Annotated in this window: 19 protein-coding genes; 2 read left to right on the top strand and 17 right to left on the bottom strand. The window is 36.2% G+C overall.

Annotated features, from left to right (window positions below; genetic code table 11):
• Positions 1-2: 2 nt before the first annotated feature.
• From BTOYO_RS20830 to BTOYO_RS20800, 7 genes are all read right to left on the bottom strand, one after another.
• Positions 3-206, bottom strand: coding sequence for a DUF2768 domain-containing protein (locus BTOYO_RS20830; protein ID WP_001289001.1), 204 nt, complete (start codon positions 204-206; stop codon positions 3-5).
• Between the two features lie 227 nt (positions 207-433).
• Entirely contained in the window at positions 434-685 is a 252-nt protein-coding gene (locus BTOYO_RS20825) for a stage VI sporulation protein F (RefSeq protein WP_000369753.1), read from the bottom strand.
• Positions 686-805: 120 nt separating this feature from the next.
• Entirely contained in the window at positions 806-1,828 is a 1,023-nt protein-coding gene (locus tag BTOYO_RS20820) for an NAD(P)H-dependent glycerol-3-phosphate dehydrogenase (RefSeq protein ID WP_000161758.1), read from the bottom strand.
• Positions 1,829-1,846: 18 nt separating this feature from the next.
• The gene (gene der / locus BTOYO_RS20815) at positions 1,847-3,157 is read right to left on the bottom strand and encodes a ribosome biogenesis GTPase Der (RefSeq protein ID WP_001125887.1); all 1,311 of its coding nucleotides are present in this window, start codon (positions 3,155-3,157) and stop codon (positions 1,847-1,849) included.
• Positions 3,158-3,281: 124 nt separating this feature from the next.
• Positions 3,282-3,467: a capping complex subunit for YIEGIA gene (locus tag BTOYO_RS20810; protein WP_000979055.1), complete on the bottom strand. Its 186-nt coding sequence runs from the start codon at positions 3,465-3,467 to the stop codon at positions 3,282-3,284.
• A complete protein-coding gene (locus BTOYO_RS20805; RefSeq protein ID WP_000141591.1) occupies positions 3,464-4,357 on the bottom strand; it encodes a YIEGIA family protein in 894 nt (297 codons plus the stop codon). Before BTOYO_RS20805 ends, BTOYO_RS20810 begins: the two co-directional genes overlap by 4 nt.
• Positions 4,350-4,961 carry a YphA family membrane protein gene (locus tag BTOYO_RS20800; RefSeq protein WP_000349114.1) on the bottom strand — a complete coding sequence of 204 codons (612 nt, stop codon included), beginning with the start codon at positions 4,959-4,961 and terminating at the stop codon, positions 4,350-4,352. The genes BTOYO_RS20805 and BTOYO_RS20800 overlap by 8 nt, the downstream gene beginning before the upstream one ends.
• A gap of 117 nt (positions 4,962-5,078) precedes the next feature.
• Between BTOYO_RS20800 and BTOYO_RS20795 the strand changes: the two genes are divergently transcribed.
• Entirely contained in the window at positions 5,079-5,213 is a 135-nt protein-coding gene (locus tag BTOYO_RS20795) for a YpzI family protein (RefSeq protein ID WP_000513901.1), read from the top strand.
• A gap of 349 nt (positions 5,214-5,562) precedes the next feature.
• On the opposite strand, the gene BTOYO_RS20790 is transcribed toward BTOYO_RS20795, so the two are convergent.
• The 4 genes from BTOYO_RS20790 to BTOYO_RS27595 form a co-directional block, all read right to left on the bottom strand.
• On the bottom strand, positions 5,563-6,612 hold the full coding sequence (locus BTOYO_RS20790) for a type 2 isopentenyl-diphosphate Delta-isomerase (RefSeq protein WP_000251050.1): 1,050 nt from the start codon (positions 6,610-6,612) through the stop codon (positions 5,563-5,565).
• Positions 6,613-6,624: 12 nt separating this feature from the next.
• The gene (rpsA, locus tag BTOYO_RS20785) at positions 6,625-7,773 is read right to left on the bottom strand and encodes a 30S ribosomal protein S1 (RefSeq protein ID WP_000229553.1); all 1,149 of its coding nucleotides are present in this window, start codon (positions 7,771-7,773) and stop codon (positions 6,625-6,627) included.
• 334 nt (positions 7,774-8,107) lie between these two features.
• On the bottom strand, positions 8,108-8,785 hold the full coding sequence (gene cmk, locus BTOYO_RS20780) for a (d)CMP kinase (protein WP_000361259.1): 678 nt from the start codon (positions 8,783-8,785) through the stop codon (positions 8,108-8,110).
• Positions 8,786-8,915: 130 nt separating this feature from the next.
• Entirely contained in the window at positions 8,916-9,089 is a 174-nt protein-coding gene (locus BTOYO_RS27595) for a DUF5359 family protein (protein ID WP_000754950.1), read from the bottom strand.
• A 180-nt stretch (positions 9,090-9,269) separates the two neighbouring features.
• Between BTOYO_RS27595 and ansA the strand changes: the two genes are divergently transcribed.
• Positions 9,270-10,244 (top strand): asparaginase, encoded by a 975-nt coding sequence (ansA, locus tag BTOYO_RS20775; protein ID WP_000821997.1) that lies wholly within the window; start codon positions 9,270-9,272, stop codon positions 10,242-10,244.
• Positions 10,245-10,276: 32 nt separating this feature from the next.
• Here ansA and BTOYO_RS20770 read toward each other — a convergent pair whose 3' ends face one another.
• From BTOYO_RS20770 to BTOYO_RS20745, 6 genes are all read right to left on the bottom strand, one after another.
• The gene (locus tag BTOYO_RS20770; RefSeq protein ID WP_001168500.1) at positions 10,277-11,257 is read right to left on the bottom strand and encodes a YpdA family putative bacillithiol disulfide reductase; all 981 of its coding nucleotides are present in this window, start codon (positions 11,255-11,257) and stop codon (positions 10,277-10,279) included.
• A 109-nt stretch (positions 11,258-11,366) separates the two neighbouring features.
• Positions 11,367-11,897: a peptidoglycan recognition protein family protein gene (locus tag BTOYO_RS20765; protein WP_001240651.1), complete on the bottom strand. Its 531-nt coding sequence runs from the start codon at positions 11,895-11,897 to the stop codon at positions 11,367-11,369.
• A gap of 79 nt (positions 11,898-11,976) precedes the next feature.
• A complete protein-coding gene (locus tag BTOYO_RS20760; RefSeq protein WP_002038314.1) occupies positions 11,977-12,213 on the bottom strand; it encodes a DUF3961 domain-containing protein in 237 nt (78 codons plus the stop codon).
• Positions 12,214-12,306: 93 nt separating this feature from the next.
• Positions 12,307-12,516: a hypothetical protein gene (locus tag BTOYO_RS20755; protein ID WP_000426778.1), complete on the bottom strand. Its 210-nt coding sequence runs from the start codon at positions 12,514-12,516 to the stop codon at positions 12,307-12,309.
• Between the two features lie 78 nt (positions 12,517-12,594).
• Positions 12,595-13,881, bottom strand: a complete 1,287-nt coding sequence (gudB, locus tag BTOYO_RS20750; protein ID WP_000225171.1) for an NAD-specific glutamate dehydrogenase — start codon at positions 13,879-13,881, stop codon at positions 12,595-12,597.
• Between the two features lie 321 nt (positions 13,882-14,202).
• Positions 14,203-14,811: a genetic competence negative regulator gene (locus BTOYO_RS20745; RefSeq protein WP_001235404.1), complete on the bottom strand. Its 609-nt coding sequence runs from the start codon at positions 14,809-14,811 to the stop codon at positions 14,203-14,205.
• Positions 14,812-14,885: the final 74 nt, after the last annotated feature.

Here is a 14,885-nt window from a genome sequence, read left to right as displayed (position 1 = left end):
TCTTACTGCTCCACAGGTCCACTAAATACAACAAGAAAAATAACAATACCCGACACAATCATGAGGGTGTACGCTACTAACGCTGTAATCCCTTTCAGAAATTTATTTTTCATTTTATGCCTACTTAATAAAATAAAAACTACTGCAACAAACATAAATCCCATTGCCCCTAAGGAAAACCACATTTTTATAAGCCCTTCTGACATATATACACCCCTTTACTTCCAATCTATTTTTATACTATTTTAACAAATTAAAATCTTTAAACAAATACAATTCATCATTTTAATGTAAATTAACAAAATTTATGTACAAAAATATAACCGAAGCGCATTATTTTGCGCTTCGGTTGACCAAATATGCCCTTACCAGCTCTATTCCCATTCTTTCATGGCTATCATATGCAATCTACAATCTCTTTGTTTCTCATAATTTATTTTTTAAACATTTTGCTTAACGAGCCAAAATCTGCTGGCATATTATTGTTAATAATCGCTTTTACAATTTGATCCTCTTGCTCTTTCGGCACCTCACGTCCTGCCATAAGAGCTACTTGATGAATCAATTGACGAAGCACAGTTTCATCACGTAAATTCGCATTTTGTACAGATGACGCTAATTTAAAAATATCCTCTTTGTTCACTTTCGCTTCCTTCTCAATATTATTAAAAATGTTATTATCCATTCTTTTCACCCTCTCCTCAAGTTACACTTCATCCTATGCAAAAATAAAAAAATGGTGAAAAGACCCAATCAAAAAATAAAAAAGCGACAGGAGTACAAATTGTACTTCTGTCGCTTTTATTTAAAGTAAATCAGGTATAGCTTCCACTTCATGTTTTCGAACGCGTCCCATCAATGAGCCTACTGCATCCTTTACATCATTCCCATTGAACAACACGTCATATAAAGCAGCTGTAATCGGCATTTCAACTTCCATCTTCTCTGCCAATTCATGAGCAGCTTTCGTTGTTCTTACGCCTTCTACAACCATCCCCATACTTTCTAACACTTCTTCTAAAGAGTGCCCTTTTCCGAGCATATTTCCAGCACGCCAATTTCGGCTATGAACACTTGTACAAGTTACTATCAAGTCTCCCATACCAGTTAGACCAGCGAACGTTAAAGGATTTCCGCCCATTTTTCTTCCTAAACGAGCAATTTCCGTTAAACCACGTGTCATTAATGCCGCTTTCGCATTATCACCTAATCCAAGACCATCCGTTATCCCTGCAGCTAATGCGATAATATTTTTTAAAGCACCACCAAGCTCAACTCCAACAATATCAGGATTTGTGTATACACGGAAGTAGCTATTCATAAACAAATCTTGTACTTCCTCAGCCGCTTCCATACGCTTCGCTGCCGATGTAACAGTTGTCGCTTGACGTAAGCCGACTTCTTCAGCATGACTCGGTCCAGACAGTACAACAACATCTTTAATCAAGTTCTCTGGAATTTCTTCCTCAATCACTTCCGAAATACGTTTTGACGTACCTGGTTCGATCCCTTTACTTGCATGAATCCACGTAACTGGTTCTGTAACAATTTCTTTCATCTCTTGTAATACATCTCTGTACGCTTTCGTCGGTACTACTAACAGTACTGTATTTACATCTACTAATGCTTCTTCTAAAGAAGAGTAGGCTACGATTGTGCTTGGCAATGTAATTCCTGGAAGATATCGACTATTCTCATGTTTCGCATTAATCTCATCCATAAGTTCAGAACGATTTCCCCAAATACGTACATCATGTCCATTGTCAGCTAATACCATCGCTAACGCTGTTCCCCAGCTACCTGCTCCTATTACTGTGATTTTTGTCATAAAATCACATCCTCTCCATTAGTCTCTTGCTCTAGCGATAATGTGAATCGGTGTTCCTACAAAACCGAACGCTTCACGTAAACGATTCTTTAAGAAGCGCTCATATGAAAAGTGCATTAATTCTGTATCGTTTACAAACACAACAAATGTCGGTGGTTTTACCGCAACCTGTGTCGCATAGAAGATCTTCAGACGGCTACCATTATGAGTCGGCGTTGGATTCATCGCTACAGCATCCATAATTACATCATTTAATACATTCGTTTGTACACGGATACTATGACTTTCATTTACTTCATTAATAACTGGTAACAATGTTTGTGTACGTTTTTTCGTTTTCGCAGATAAGAATACAATCGGTGCATAGTCCAAGAATTGGAAATGAGCACGAATATTTTCTTCAAATGCTTTCATTGTTTTCTCATCTTTTTTCACTGCATCCCATTTGTTTACAACGATAATAACAGCTCGTCCTGAATCATGAGCATATCCAGCAATTTTTTTATCCTGTTCAATAATTCCTTCTTCTCCGTCTAAAACGACTAAAACAACGTCAGAACGTTCAATCGCTCTAAGCGCACGAAGTACACTATATTTTTCTGTGCTTTCGTATACTTTCCCTTTTTTACGCATACCAGCTGTATCGATAATTACATAATCTTGACCATCTTTGCTATATGGTGTATCAACAGCATCACGTGTCGTTCCTGCTATATTACTTACAATTACACGTTCTTGACCAAGAAGTGCATTTACAAGTGATGATTTCCCTACGTTTGGACGTCCAATTAAAGAGAAACGGATTGTTTCATCGTCATACGCTTCTTCTTCAATCTTCGGAAAATGATTTGCAGCTTCATCTAACAAATCACCAAGTCCTAAACCATGTGTACCTGAAATCGGGAATGGCTCACCGAATCCTAATGCATAGAAATCATAAATGTCACTACGCATTTCTGGATTATCAACCTTATTTACCGCAAGTACAATAGGTTTTTTAGAACGATATAAAATTTTAGCAACTTCTTCATCTGCTGCAGTTACACCATCGCGACCATTCGTCATAAAAATGATAACATCTGCTTCATCAATCGCTACTTCCGCCTGTTGACGAATTTGTGTCAAGAACGGCTCGTCTCCAATATCAATTCCACCTGTATCAATAATGTTAAACTCATGATTTAACCATTCTCCCGCACTATAAATACGGTCTCGCGTTATACCTGGTATATCTTCTACGATTGAAACTCTTTCTCCAACAATTCTATTGAAAATAGTAGATTTTCCTACGTTCGGGCGGCCTACTATTGCTATTACTGGTTTCGGCATATACTTTCATCCTTTCAACTTGCTTCTGTTTATTATGTAAAAAACCCTTCTTTGTGCAAGAAGGGATTTGCATTCCAGAATATTTCTCAACGTATCAAAACACCTCATATTATAACACACGTTGCTAATGTTTCACAATAATATATACATTCTCTTGTAAGCGATGCGCAATACCATCTAATATCGCCTCTAAATTATTTGCAACAAATTCTAGTTCCTCTTTCGTCTCACAAGTAAATAAGGGAGCTCCGCCTGCAAACTTTTCCGGTGTCGTTGTAATTACTGCGAGAATAACACTTTCTAACATCATCTTTTATCTCCCCTTCCTTTCGGGGCTTCCGATGACATATGAACGGCACTTTCTAGCGTTGGCACATTCCCTATGACACCTATCGCTTTCTCGGCATCTTGGTCTTGCGGCAAGACAAAGATGCCAACTCTTCCATCTTCTAAATCACGCTTTGCTAACGGTACAAGTGCTGGTGTACCTGAATCCCTATATATCCCTAGAGCAACAGAGACATCATGTAAAATAGCTTGCCGTTGTCCTAAATTTGCAATTGTAACCATCGCATCAATTGATTTCGGTTTTAAAATAAAACCCATTCCATATTTCATAATTTCTTCTTGCCTTGCCGGCAATCCAATATTCATAATATAAATATTATCAATATAAAGCCCCGCTCCTTCAAAGCGAAGCGGTACATGCTCGATATCAACAAGATCATGTAACCTTTTGCCTGACATTAATTTTTTCGCAATAAAAAATGCTATTATAGCCATAATTACTCCAGCAATCCATGAATGGAACCCTATATACGCAAACGTCGTTGCAAATGACGTTAACATCGCCAAATAGTTGCGACTTTCAAAAACTAATGCAATTCCTTCAATGTATGTATTTCCACGCGGTACGAGCTCATATCCATCTAATTGTTGAAGCGTATTTCTTTCCATATTACGCACATCACGAAATTGCGTCGCTGCTAACGTAAGAAATGTAATGGCAGAAAAATCTTTTTTCAAAATAGACGGGATTGCAATCGCTCCTAAGGCTGCGGCAATTAACCCCATCGCAATATGAATAATTTTCCCATGAAGCCTCGTTGGATATTGCCGCGTATCCGTGCGAAGCATTAACACTCTCGTTACCGTCCCTGCTATTACGCCACATAAAATGGCTGGTGTATATTCAGTCATGTATTACCCTCGCCTTTCTTTTACGTGTTTTCCGCTTAAACTGTTCCATGTATACTGATACTTTTGCAATCCAAAATAAAATTGTCATAAACAATGTAGAAACGGCGATGATATCAAAAAACGCTAAACTACCGTAATCATAAGGGAAGTTTAGTTTTCGAAAAATAAGTGTCACTAACAACTCTCCTTGCAACATCCCTATATATAAAGAACATAATCGCAGGAAACGATCTCCATGCAATAAAACTGATGCATACACAAGGGCACCACTTAACAGAAACAACCTATCCACCACAATCCAAATCGGGTCATATACTTCTAACAAATGAAAACTTGTATATAACATTGCAATAATAAGCGCCGAAAGTAAGGTATATATTTTTTTCCAAATAGAATATAGCGTAATCCCTATAAAAGAAATAATACAAAGTAAAAGAGCATTTATTGATACCGTGAATGAAGCAATCGTTACATGTAACGGAGAGCAAATTATAAAAATCAATATACAAGCACTTAACTTCCATCGAATAGATTCCTTTTTCATAAAGAAAGTTACGATAACCCACCCTATCCAAGCTACAAAATAAAAAGTACTCCCATCCATCATTTCACCTCCTATGTTTTCCATTATGGGAACTTTTTATGAAAGTTAATCCCCCTTTCTTTACGCATAGTTTTTTCATATAACAGCAACACTTTTAATAAGGAGGTGCTATTCACAATGGGTAAAGATCGCCAAGAACGAAAACTAAGAGAATCACGCCGCGTTGAATCGGATCGCGACCAATCACTTCAATATCCTGGTGCAACAAGTCTTGATACACCGGAGCAAGCTCGCAAGCAAAATCAGCACTAAACATACAAAAAGACGGTTTCGATATTGTCCGAAACCGTCTTTTTTCATAATTATTTTAATGATTTTTATTTATATTGAAATAATATTTTATATACTAATCTTCCCATGACTTAATTTCACCTTCACCTATTTCCCATAGGAAATTTAAGCTCTCTCTAATAATTCAGCATCACCTCTTCTATATTTTTTCATTTTTGCAACCTCTTTTTCAATTGCAAATTCCGCCGAATAATATTTTTATATACAATTAATCTTATTAAACGTCTGTTTTTTATAGAATACTAATTCCGTTCCCTACTTTATATTACAAAAAAGAATAAAAACAAAAACCAACCGTTCGGTTGGTTTTTTATCTCCTACTATAATGCGTTGTATCAATACCGCGCTGCATTAACCAATGATACGTTTCGCCCTTTACAACAAGAGGTACAGATTGCAACTCTTCTATCGTCTTCGCACCAAGAGCTGTCATAATAAATTTTAAATCTGTATGTAAAAGATCAATTTCACCCACTAACTTCTCGATACCATCTTGCATTAAAATACGTAAAAAGTATCCAGCAAATGCGGTTGTATTCGCCCCTAATGCGATTGCCTTCGCCACGTCAAGCGCTGTTTGTATGCCCCCAGATGCAATAAAAGAGAGGTTGTTATTTGTAGAGGTTGCTTCAATAATCGAGGTAGTTGTTTGTATGCCCCAGTTATTAAAATAAGAAAGCATTCGCTGTCTTCTTTCATTTTCAACAGCAGCAAAATTTGTACCACCTTGTCCACCAATATCAATTGCCGTTACACCTATACTCACTAACTGTTGCACTGTTTCCTTACTCATCCCAAATCCAACTTCTTTTACAATGACAGGAATTTTACTCTTTAAAACAATTTGTTCAATCCGCTGAAGTACCCCCGTAAAATCACGATCTCCTTCAGGCATCGTTAACTCTTGTATAACATTTAAATGAATTTGTAGTGCGTTTGCTTCAATCATATCAACGGCACGCTCTGCCTGTTCGACAGTTGCCTCACTACCTAAATTCGCAAAGAAAATCCCATTTGGATTTATCTTTCTAACGACCTTATAAGAAGCCGCCTCACGCTCATCTTTTAACGCTGCCATTTGCGAACCTACAGCCATAGCGAGATTATGATGTTTCGCTACATATGCTAGTTGCTCATTAATATGTAACGTTTGCTCTCCTCCACCACCAGTCATCGCATTGATAAAAATCGGCGAACTTAGTGAAAGTTCGCCGATTTTTGTTTCACATGTTATAGTATCATAACTTGAATTTGGCAAGCTTTGATGCACAAAATCAATATCATGAAAGCCATGCGTACGAGACTGACCAGTAGAAAGAGCATATTCAATATGATCTAATTTACGTTTTGCCCTTACCACTCGTACCCCTCTTTATTTCTTTAATTTTTTCAGTTGTTCACCAATAATATCACTTAATTGGAAAGTAGCAGAATCAGCATTTGGCTCATATTTGCTATAATCTTCTGTTACATTATTTTCTTCAAGTGCTTCTTTTATACTTAAAGAAATACGTTTTTCCGCTACATGTACTTCAAGTACTTTCACTTTTACTTCTTGTCCCATTTCCAATACTTCATTTGGATTTTTCACGTGACGATTTGCAATTTGAGATACGTGCACAAGCCCTTCAACGCCAGGTAAAATTTCAACGAAAGCACCGAATGTAACTAGACGTTTTACTACTCCCTCACGAATATCACCAGCTTTTATTTCACCAGCAACATTTTCCCAAGGTCCCGGCTGAGCTGCTTTAATTGATAAAGAGATACGTTGCGTATCAGCATCAACAGATAGCACCTTTACCTTTACCTTTTGACCTTGCTCTAGCACTTCAGATGGTTGCTCCACACGTTCGTGTGAAATTTGCGAAATGTGAACTAAACCGTCCACACCACCAACGTTAACGAAAGCACCAAAATCCGTTAATCGTTGTACTGTTCCTTCAACAATATCCCCTTCTTTTAACGAAGAGATTGCTTCTTTTTTCTTAGAATCTAGTTCTAATTCTACTACCGCTTTATGCGAAAGGATTACACGATTTTTTTCGCGGTCTAATTCAACAATTTTTACCGCTAATGTTTTTCCTTTATAGTCAGAAAAGTCTTCTACATAATGTACTTCTACAAGTGAAGCTGGGATAAAACCACGAACGCCTAGGTCCACAACTAATCCACCATTCACGATATCTTTTACAGTAACATCAAATACATGACCAGAAGTAAATTTCTCTTGTAATTCTACCCATGCTTTTTCTGCATCAACAGCACGTTTAGATAAAACAAGATCATCTTCTTCTAATTTAATAATTTTCAATTCTAGTGTTTGATCTAATTCTACAACATCGCTTGCTTTTTCAATATGAACGTTAGCTAATTCACTAATTGGAATTACGCCATCTGTTTTGTATCCAACATTTACAAGCACTTGTTTTTCTTCAACCTTCGTTACAGAACCTGTAACAACGTCACCAACTTGTAATTCTTTTGAATCCATAACTTCTTCATTCATTTTCTCTACCATGGAAATACCTCCCTACAGAATTGACAAAGCATTTTTATGTATATACGAAATGAAAACAAATGTTTTCATTTGCATGTTTAAGAATTTATCATCACATACTCTTTTTCAATAGCATTCATAAGAAAATATATTAATCCTATATAAATAGTATACAGCAAAATCATCTTGAAGAAAGTATGTTTTGAAATATAATAGCGAATATATTCTGACAGTTTTATTCCTCTTTAACTAACTTCTTATAAATCGGCTCATTTGTCAAGGAAAGAGACTCACAATTCACGTATCCTTTACATTTCTATACAAACAAAAAAAGAAAGAGGATAATCCCCTTTCTTTATTTCGCAAATACTCCTGAAACAATACCCATAATTTTTTGGACGACTTCTTCAATTGATAAAGAAGTTGTATCTAATTCCAATGCATCATCAGCCTTTTTTAGAGGAGAAACTTCGCGTTCTGAATCCAATTTATCACGCTGAGCAATTTCTTCTTGTAACTGCTCTAAATTAGAATCGAAACCTTTATTTATATTTTCTAAATGTCTTCTTTCCGCTCTTTCTTCTACAGAAGCAAGCATAAAGATTTTCACTTCAGCATCTGGTAACACATGTGTACCAATATCACGGCCATCCATTACAACGCCGCCTTTTTCCGCTAATTCTTGTTGACGACGAACCATTTCTTCACGAACAAGACGATGCTTTGCCACAATAGATACTCGATTCGTCACATCAGGCGTACGAATAACTTCCGAAACATCTTGTCCATTTAAAAATACAAGTTGTGTATTTTCTCCTTGTTGAAATTCAATATTCACATTTTTTACAACTTCCATTAGCTTTTCTTCATTTTCAATATCCACTTTTTGTTCAAGGGCTGCATATGTAATAGCACGGTACATTGCGCCTGTATCAATATAAACGTAAGAAAGCTTCTTTGCCACAACTTTTGCAACTGTACTTTTCCCAGCAGCTGCTGGACCATCTATAGCAATTGAAATTCGTTTATCCATTGTAACACCTCATTTTTTCACTTATAAAACAAAACGAAAAGCAGGTATTCATCCCTGCTTCTTCTCATTTGCTTCACGTCATTAAATCCTCAATTATTGTAGCATAATCCTTCCTAGAAGAAAACGAAAACTACCTACTCACCTGTAAGATTTCTTCTTTATTTTTCGCGACGACACCTTCATAATAAACAATTTTAGATAGATATTTTATTGATGACTTATGTATAAATAACAATTGCACAACACAAAGACAAATAAATTGAATTATTAATATACGAATGATAATTTTCTCCACCTTCTTCAAGATATCCACTCCTTCCCACCATATACTTACACATTACATTTCATGATTTTATACAACGTACATAGCGCAATTAAATTTATTGTCATATTCCAAGCATGCTTTTATACATTTTCATTGTCGAATTTACTCAAAACATGTTATGTTCTAAATGTATTTTTCAACTTGAAAGGGGTATAAGCATTGAAAAGAATCCTAGTTTTACACACAGGTGGAACAATTGCAATGGAGGAAGATAAAGAAACTGGGGTCATACAACCAGGAGAAAAAAATCCTCTTTTAAAATTCATTCCTGATTTAGAAGGCGATGTTGATTTAATCGTTGAAGATGTGTTCCATCTACCATCTCCTCATATGACACCAAGCGAGATGTTACAATTACAAGTCATCATTGATGAAAGAGTAAAACAAGACAACATTCATGGCGTAGTCATTACGCATGGTACGGATACATTAGAAGAAACCGCATATTTCCTAGATTTAACAGTCAAAGCAACTATTCCAATCGTAGTAACAGGCGCAATGCGTTCTAGTAATGAATTAGGTGCTGATGGTCTATATAACTTCTTATCAGCTGTAAAAGTAGCTAGCAGTAATGAAGCTGCAGAAAAAGGTGTTCTAGTCGTATTAAACGACGAAATTCATTGCGCTACAAATGTAACGAAAACACATACAAGTAATGTTGCAACATTCCAAAGTCCACAATATGGACCAATTGGAATGGTAACAAAACGTGGTGTTGTTTTCCATCACGCTTTAGTACATCATGAAACGTATACAGTAAATAACATCTCTAAAAACGTAGTTGTTCTAAAAGCATATGCTGGTATGGATGATACATTGTTAGCAGCAATTGAAAACCTTCCAGTTGACGGAATTGTCATTGAAGCGCTTGGACAAGGTAATTTGCCTCCACGTACACTCCCTAGTTTAGAACGATTAATAAGCAAAGGAATTCCAGTCGTATTAGTTTCACGTTGCTTCAATGGTATCGTTCAAGACGTATATTCATATGAAGGTGGCGGCAAACAATTAAAAGATATGGGCGTTATATTCACATACGGCTTAAACGCTCAAAAAGCACGTATTAAATTACTAGTCGCATTAGAGAATACAAAATCACATGAAACAATCCAAAATATGTTTATGCACGAATAAAAAAAGCTGTCGAATTTTTCGACAGCTTCTTTTTATTTTTCTCTCGACGCAATGGTTTGCGCAATCGCATCTCCATGAAATCTACCGTTCTCGATAAATATTTCATTTGCATTATTCCCAGCGGCAATTACACCTGCAATGAAAATATTTTCAGTGTTTGTTTCCATTCTATCCTCTGTATAAATCGGACGCCCAGTTTCTTCATCAATTCGAACGCCCATCTCCGTTAAGAAACTATGATCAGGATGGTAACCCGTCATCGCAAATACAAAATCATTTTGGATTGTAAATGCCCCGTCATCAACGGTATACGTTAATGTATGTTCAGTAATTTCTTTCACATGAGCCCCAAAATGCATTTGAATTGTACCGTTTCGTACTAACGCCTCAAATTCCGGTAAAATCCACGGCTTAATGCTCGGCGAGTACTCACTTCCACGATACAGTACCGTTACACGCGCTCCTGCTTTAACAAGTTCCAACGCAGCGTCTATACTTGAGTTTTTTCCACCTATAACTACTACATCTCGATCAAAATAAGGATGTCCTTCTTTAAAATAGTGAGCTACTTTCTTCAGTTCCTCACCTGGAACATTCATATAATTTGGATTGTCATAATATCCAGTGGCTACAACAATATATTTCGCTATATATATTTCTTTATGTCCGTCACGTTTCGCCGTCTCAACCTTAAAAACTTCTCCATCTTTTTGAACTTTCTCTACTCGTTCGAAAGCATTTATGCGTACAGATTTACGCTTTACTACTTCGCGATAATACGCAAGTGCTTGATTTCGAACTGGCTTACGGTTTTCGGTAATAAAAGCTACTTCACCAATTTCTAATTTTTCACTAGAGGAGAAAAATGTTTGATGAGTTGGATAATTATAAATCGCATTTACAATGTTTCCTTTTTCAATTACTAACGGATTAATCCCTACCTTTTGCAACGAAATTGCTGCTGCTAATCCGCACGGACCGCCTCCAATTATGATAGCTGTTTCTTTCTGCATACTCGGTTCACTCCTAGTCTTCTACCTCTGCACTATTTATAAAAACAAGAAAAAACCTACTTACAACAGTAGGCACCTATCTTTATTGTATTCATTTTTCATACGTTTGTCATCTAAACGAAACGTACATCCGATAGACATCTGCTAAAAACTGTTGAAATTTAATACCTTGTTTCCCTAATACATTTTCAGGATCAATCTTTCTAGCTGGATCAAGTGTTTTATGTGATACGATATCTTTTTTCGGATTCAAGCCAAAGTTTTGACATAAATAAGCATGATACCATGTAAAACGCGTATACGCTTCCCAAAAGTTAACATCACCGCCATAACAAAGTTCCACACCAATGGCAGCCTTATTCGCATCATAACCATATAAGTCATTATCCGTCGACACACCATATCGAACATGATACGCAACTTCATTTATAGGAACAATTTCCAATATTGTTTTGTCATCTATAAATGTATGCGCCGAAGCTTTCGGTTGTATTTCATTAAAGTAATCCCGATTTCCTATTGCATTGCTACCAGGATTCCCTGTATCATGACTTACAATAAACCTTACTTTAGAAAGAGGAATTCCCGGTCGTGAACTTCCATATCCAATATAGTTACGCTCTATAGGAAACATCGCCATTACTACCAACTCCCGCTTTAGAAAATTACCTTACTTCCTTATATATGTATTCGGTAGCAATGTCCTTATCGCATATTTCTTACACGAAGAGAAAATCGAAAATATTTGATGTGAACACCATAAATAACAAAATACTTACAGCGACTCCATAAAAACCGTAAAACCAAACACAATCTTCTTTCGTATCTAAGCCGAAAAATTTATTTACTGATTGTAATAATGTGCCACGCTTACTTTTTTTGTTTCGTAATACTTCCACTCGTTCTACAACATCTGCTGGCATCATAAATCTTTGGTCTACTGTCATTTTCATCATTTATCTCTCCTTAAAATCATTTCCGTTTTGTTTATCTAAGGAGAGTATAGCACGTTTGTTCGTACAGAACAAGCGTTCTTTTATTTTTTTATTTTATTTTTCAACAAGCCAAGTAATAATCGTGAATATAAAAGCGATAATCGGCCCTACTACAACCACACCAAATATTAAAAACAATAAGCCTTCTCCGAACATCCGAACGACACTTGTTTTTCGGGCTTTCGTCGTTCTTGAGAGTTCTCCCTCTAAGCTCTTAACCTTTTCTTCTAATTGTTCTACTCGTTCCATCATTTCATTTTCCATATACAACACCTCACACTAATACTCCAACAAAAAAACGTGATTCCCTCGAAAGGAATCACGTTTTTTCACGATATAATATTATACCCAACCTCTGAAGCGACTTGCTTCAGCCATTTTACGAACACCAACCATATAAGCTGCTAAGCGCATGTTCACTTTACGAACTTGTGCTGTTTCATAAATAGAATCAAATGATCTTACCATTACTTTTTCTAAGCGTTGTTCTACTTCTTCTTCTGTCCAGTAGTAACCTTGGTTATTTTGTACCCACTCAAAGTAAGATACTGTAACTCCACCAGCACTTGCTAATACGTCTGGAACAAGTAAAATTCCGCGATCTGTTAAAATTTTAGTTGCTTCTAAAGTTGTTGGACCATTTGCAGCTTCAACAACAATTTTTGCTTTAATATTATTAGCATTTTCTTCTGTAATTTGGTTCTCAATTGCAGCTGGAACTAAAATATCGCAATCAAGTTCTAACAATTCTTTGTTTGAAATTGTATTATTAAATAGTTTTGTTACTGTACCGAAGCTATCACGACGGTCTAATAAATAATCAATATCTAATCCATTTGGATCATGTAATGCACCGTAAGCATCTGAAATTGCAATTACTTTCGCACCTGCATCATGCATAAATTTAGCTAAGAAGCTACCCGCATTACCGAACCCTTGAACAACAACACGCGCACCTTTAATATCAATGTCGCGTTTTTTTGCAGCTTCGCGAATACAAATTGTTACACCTTTCGCTGTTGCTGTTTCACGTCCGTGTGATCCACCTAATACAAGTGGCTTACCTGTAATAAATCCTGGTGAATTAAATTCATCAATACGGCTATACTCATCCATCATCCATGCCATAATTTGAGAGTTTGTAAATACGTCTGGAGCCGGAATATCTTTTGTAGGACCAACGATTTGGCTAATTGCTCGTACATAACCGCGGCTTAGTCTTTCTAATTCACGGAATGACATTTCACGTGGGTCACAGATAATTCCACCTTTACCTCCACCATACGGTAAATCAACAATACCACATTTTAAACTCATCCAGATCGAAAGTGCTTTCACTTCATTTTCTGTTACATTCGGATGGAAGCGAATTCCACCTTTCGTTGGACCAACAGCATCATTATGTTGCGCACGATATCCTGTAAATATTTTAACAGTCCCGTCATCCATACGAACTGGTATTTTCACTGTCATCATACGAATTGGTTCTTTTAATAATTCATATACTTCGTTTGGATAACCCAATTTTTCTAATGCTTCACTAATAACAATTTGTGTCGAATTCAATAGTTCAAAATGTTGTTCCCTTTGTTGTTGTGTTTTTGTTTGAGTTCCCTTTTCGGCTACCATAGTAAGTAAACCCCCTGTAATTTCACTTGTTTAGTAAACCTTCATTGCCTAGTATACACCGTTAAATTTGGAATGCAATAGAAAACGCTAACAAATATATACAACTTATTTCGTATTGCAAGCGTTTTCACTATTATTATAGTCCTTTTATTGCTTTTAGAAAAGTAAAATACTTAAATATTTAAATATTTTTTATCTCACTCGAATACAGCGTCGCGAAACGGTATATTTAATTAAGAAAACGTTTGTTTAAATATTTATAATTGACCCTAGCCTTACTCCTCTTATCCAAATAAAATACAAAACCCCAGCTATGTTATATTAGCTGAGGTTTTGCTTTTTCACAAAGTAATTGTATACTTGTTCAATTGCTTGAGAAGCCATTAATTCTTTACCATACTCCATTACACGGTAAATGGTTGCCGTAGACGGATTACCGTATTCTGCTAAAATAGCTATAAAATCCGCCTTCAATAATTGTATTTGCTCTTCTTCTTCCATCCAAAGATAGAAACGCCCATCCCATGTATATAACTTTCCGCCAGTTACACCAAGGTTATATAAGCGATTCGACAGGTTAATTACGTCGTCTAGTGTAGCAAACTCATAAAGTATGTGCTCGCTCTCATCTAGAGTCACTTGCATTTCAATAAACTCGTCACGGAACTCATCATCTGTATCCACTTCTTGATTTTCCTTCGTTACTATTACAACCATGCCTTGTGCTTGTAGAGAAAATACTTCAACTGCAATCGGACCATCTGCTTCAAATCCTAATTCTTTATTTGCTTCTTGCATCATATCACGAAATAGTTGCTGTACTTTCGGTGCATTTCTCCATAAATCCTCTTTCGTTAATCCTCGTTCAGATAAATCATCAAATGTTAGGAAAATTTTTATCTTATTATAATTTAATCGTTCCAGCCTCATCTCATACCCTCCCTACGTAACCATTGAATCTAATTTTTATTATATGAAATAGAAAATAGATGGTTCTTTCCGAA

Origin of the sequence: Bacillus toyonensis BCT-7112, from assembly GCF_000496285.1 — a bacterium.
GTDB lineage: Bacteria > Bacillota > Bacilli > Bacillales > Bacillaceae_G > Bacillus_A > Bacillus_A toyonensis.
Note: the sequence above shows the minus strand (reverse complement) of the source record. Positions and strands in the feature narration are given on the sequence as shown.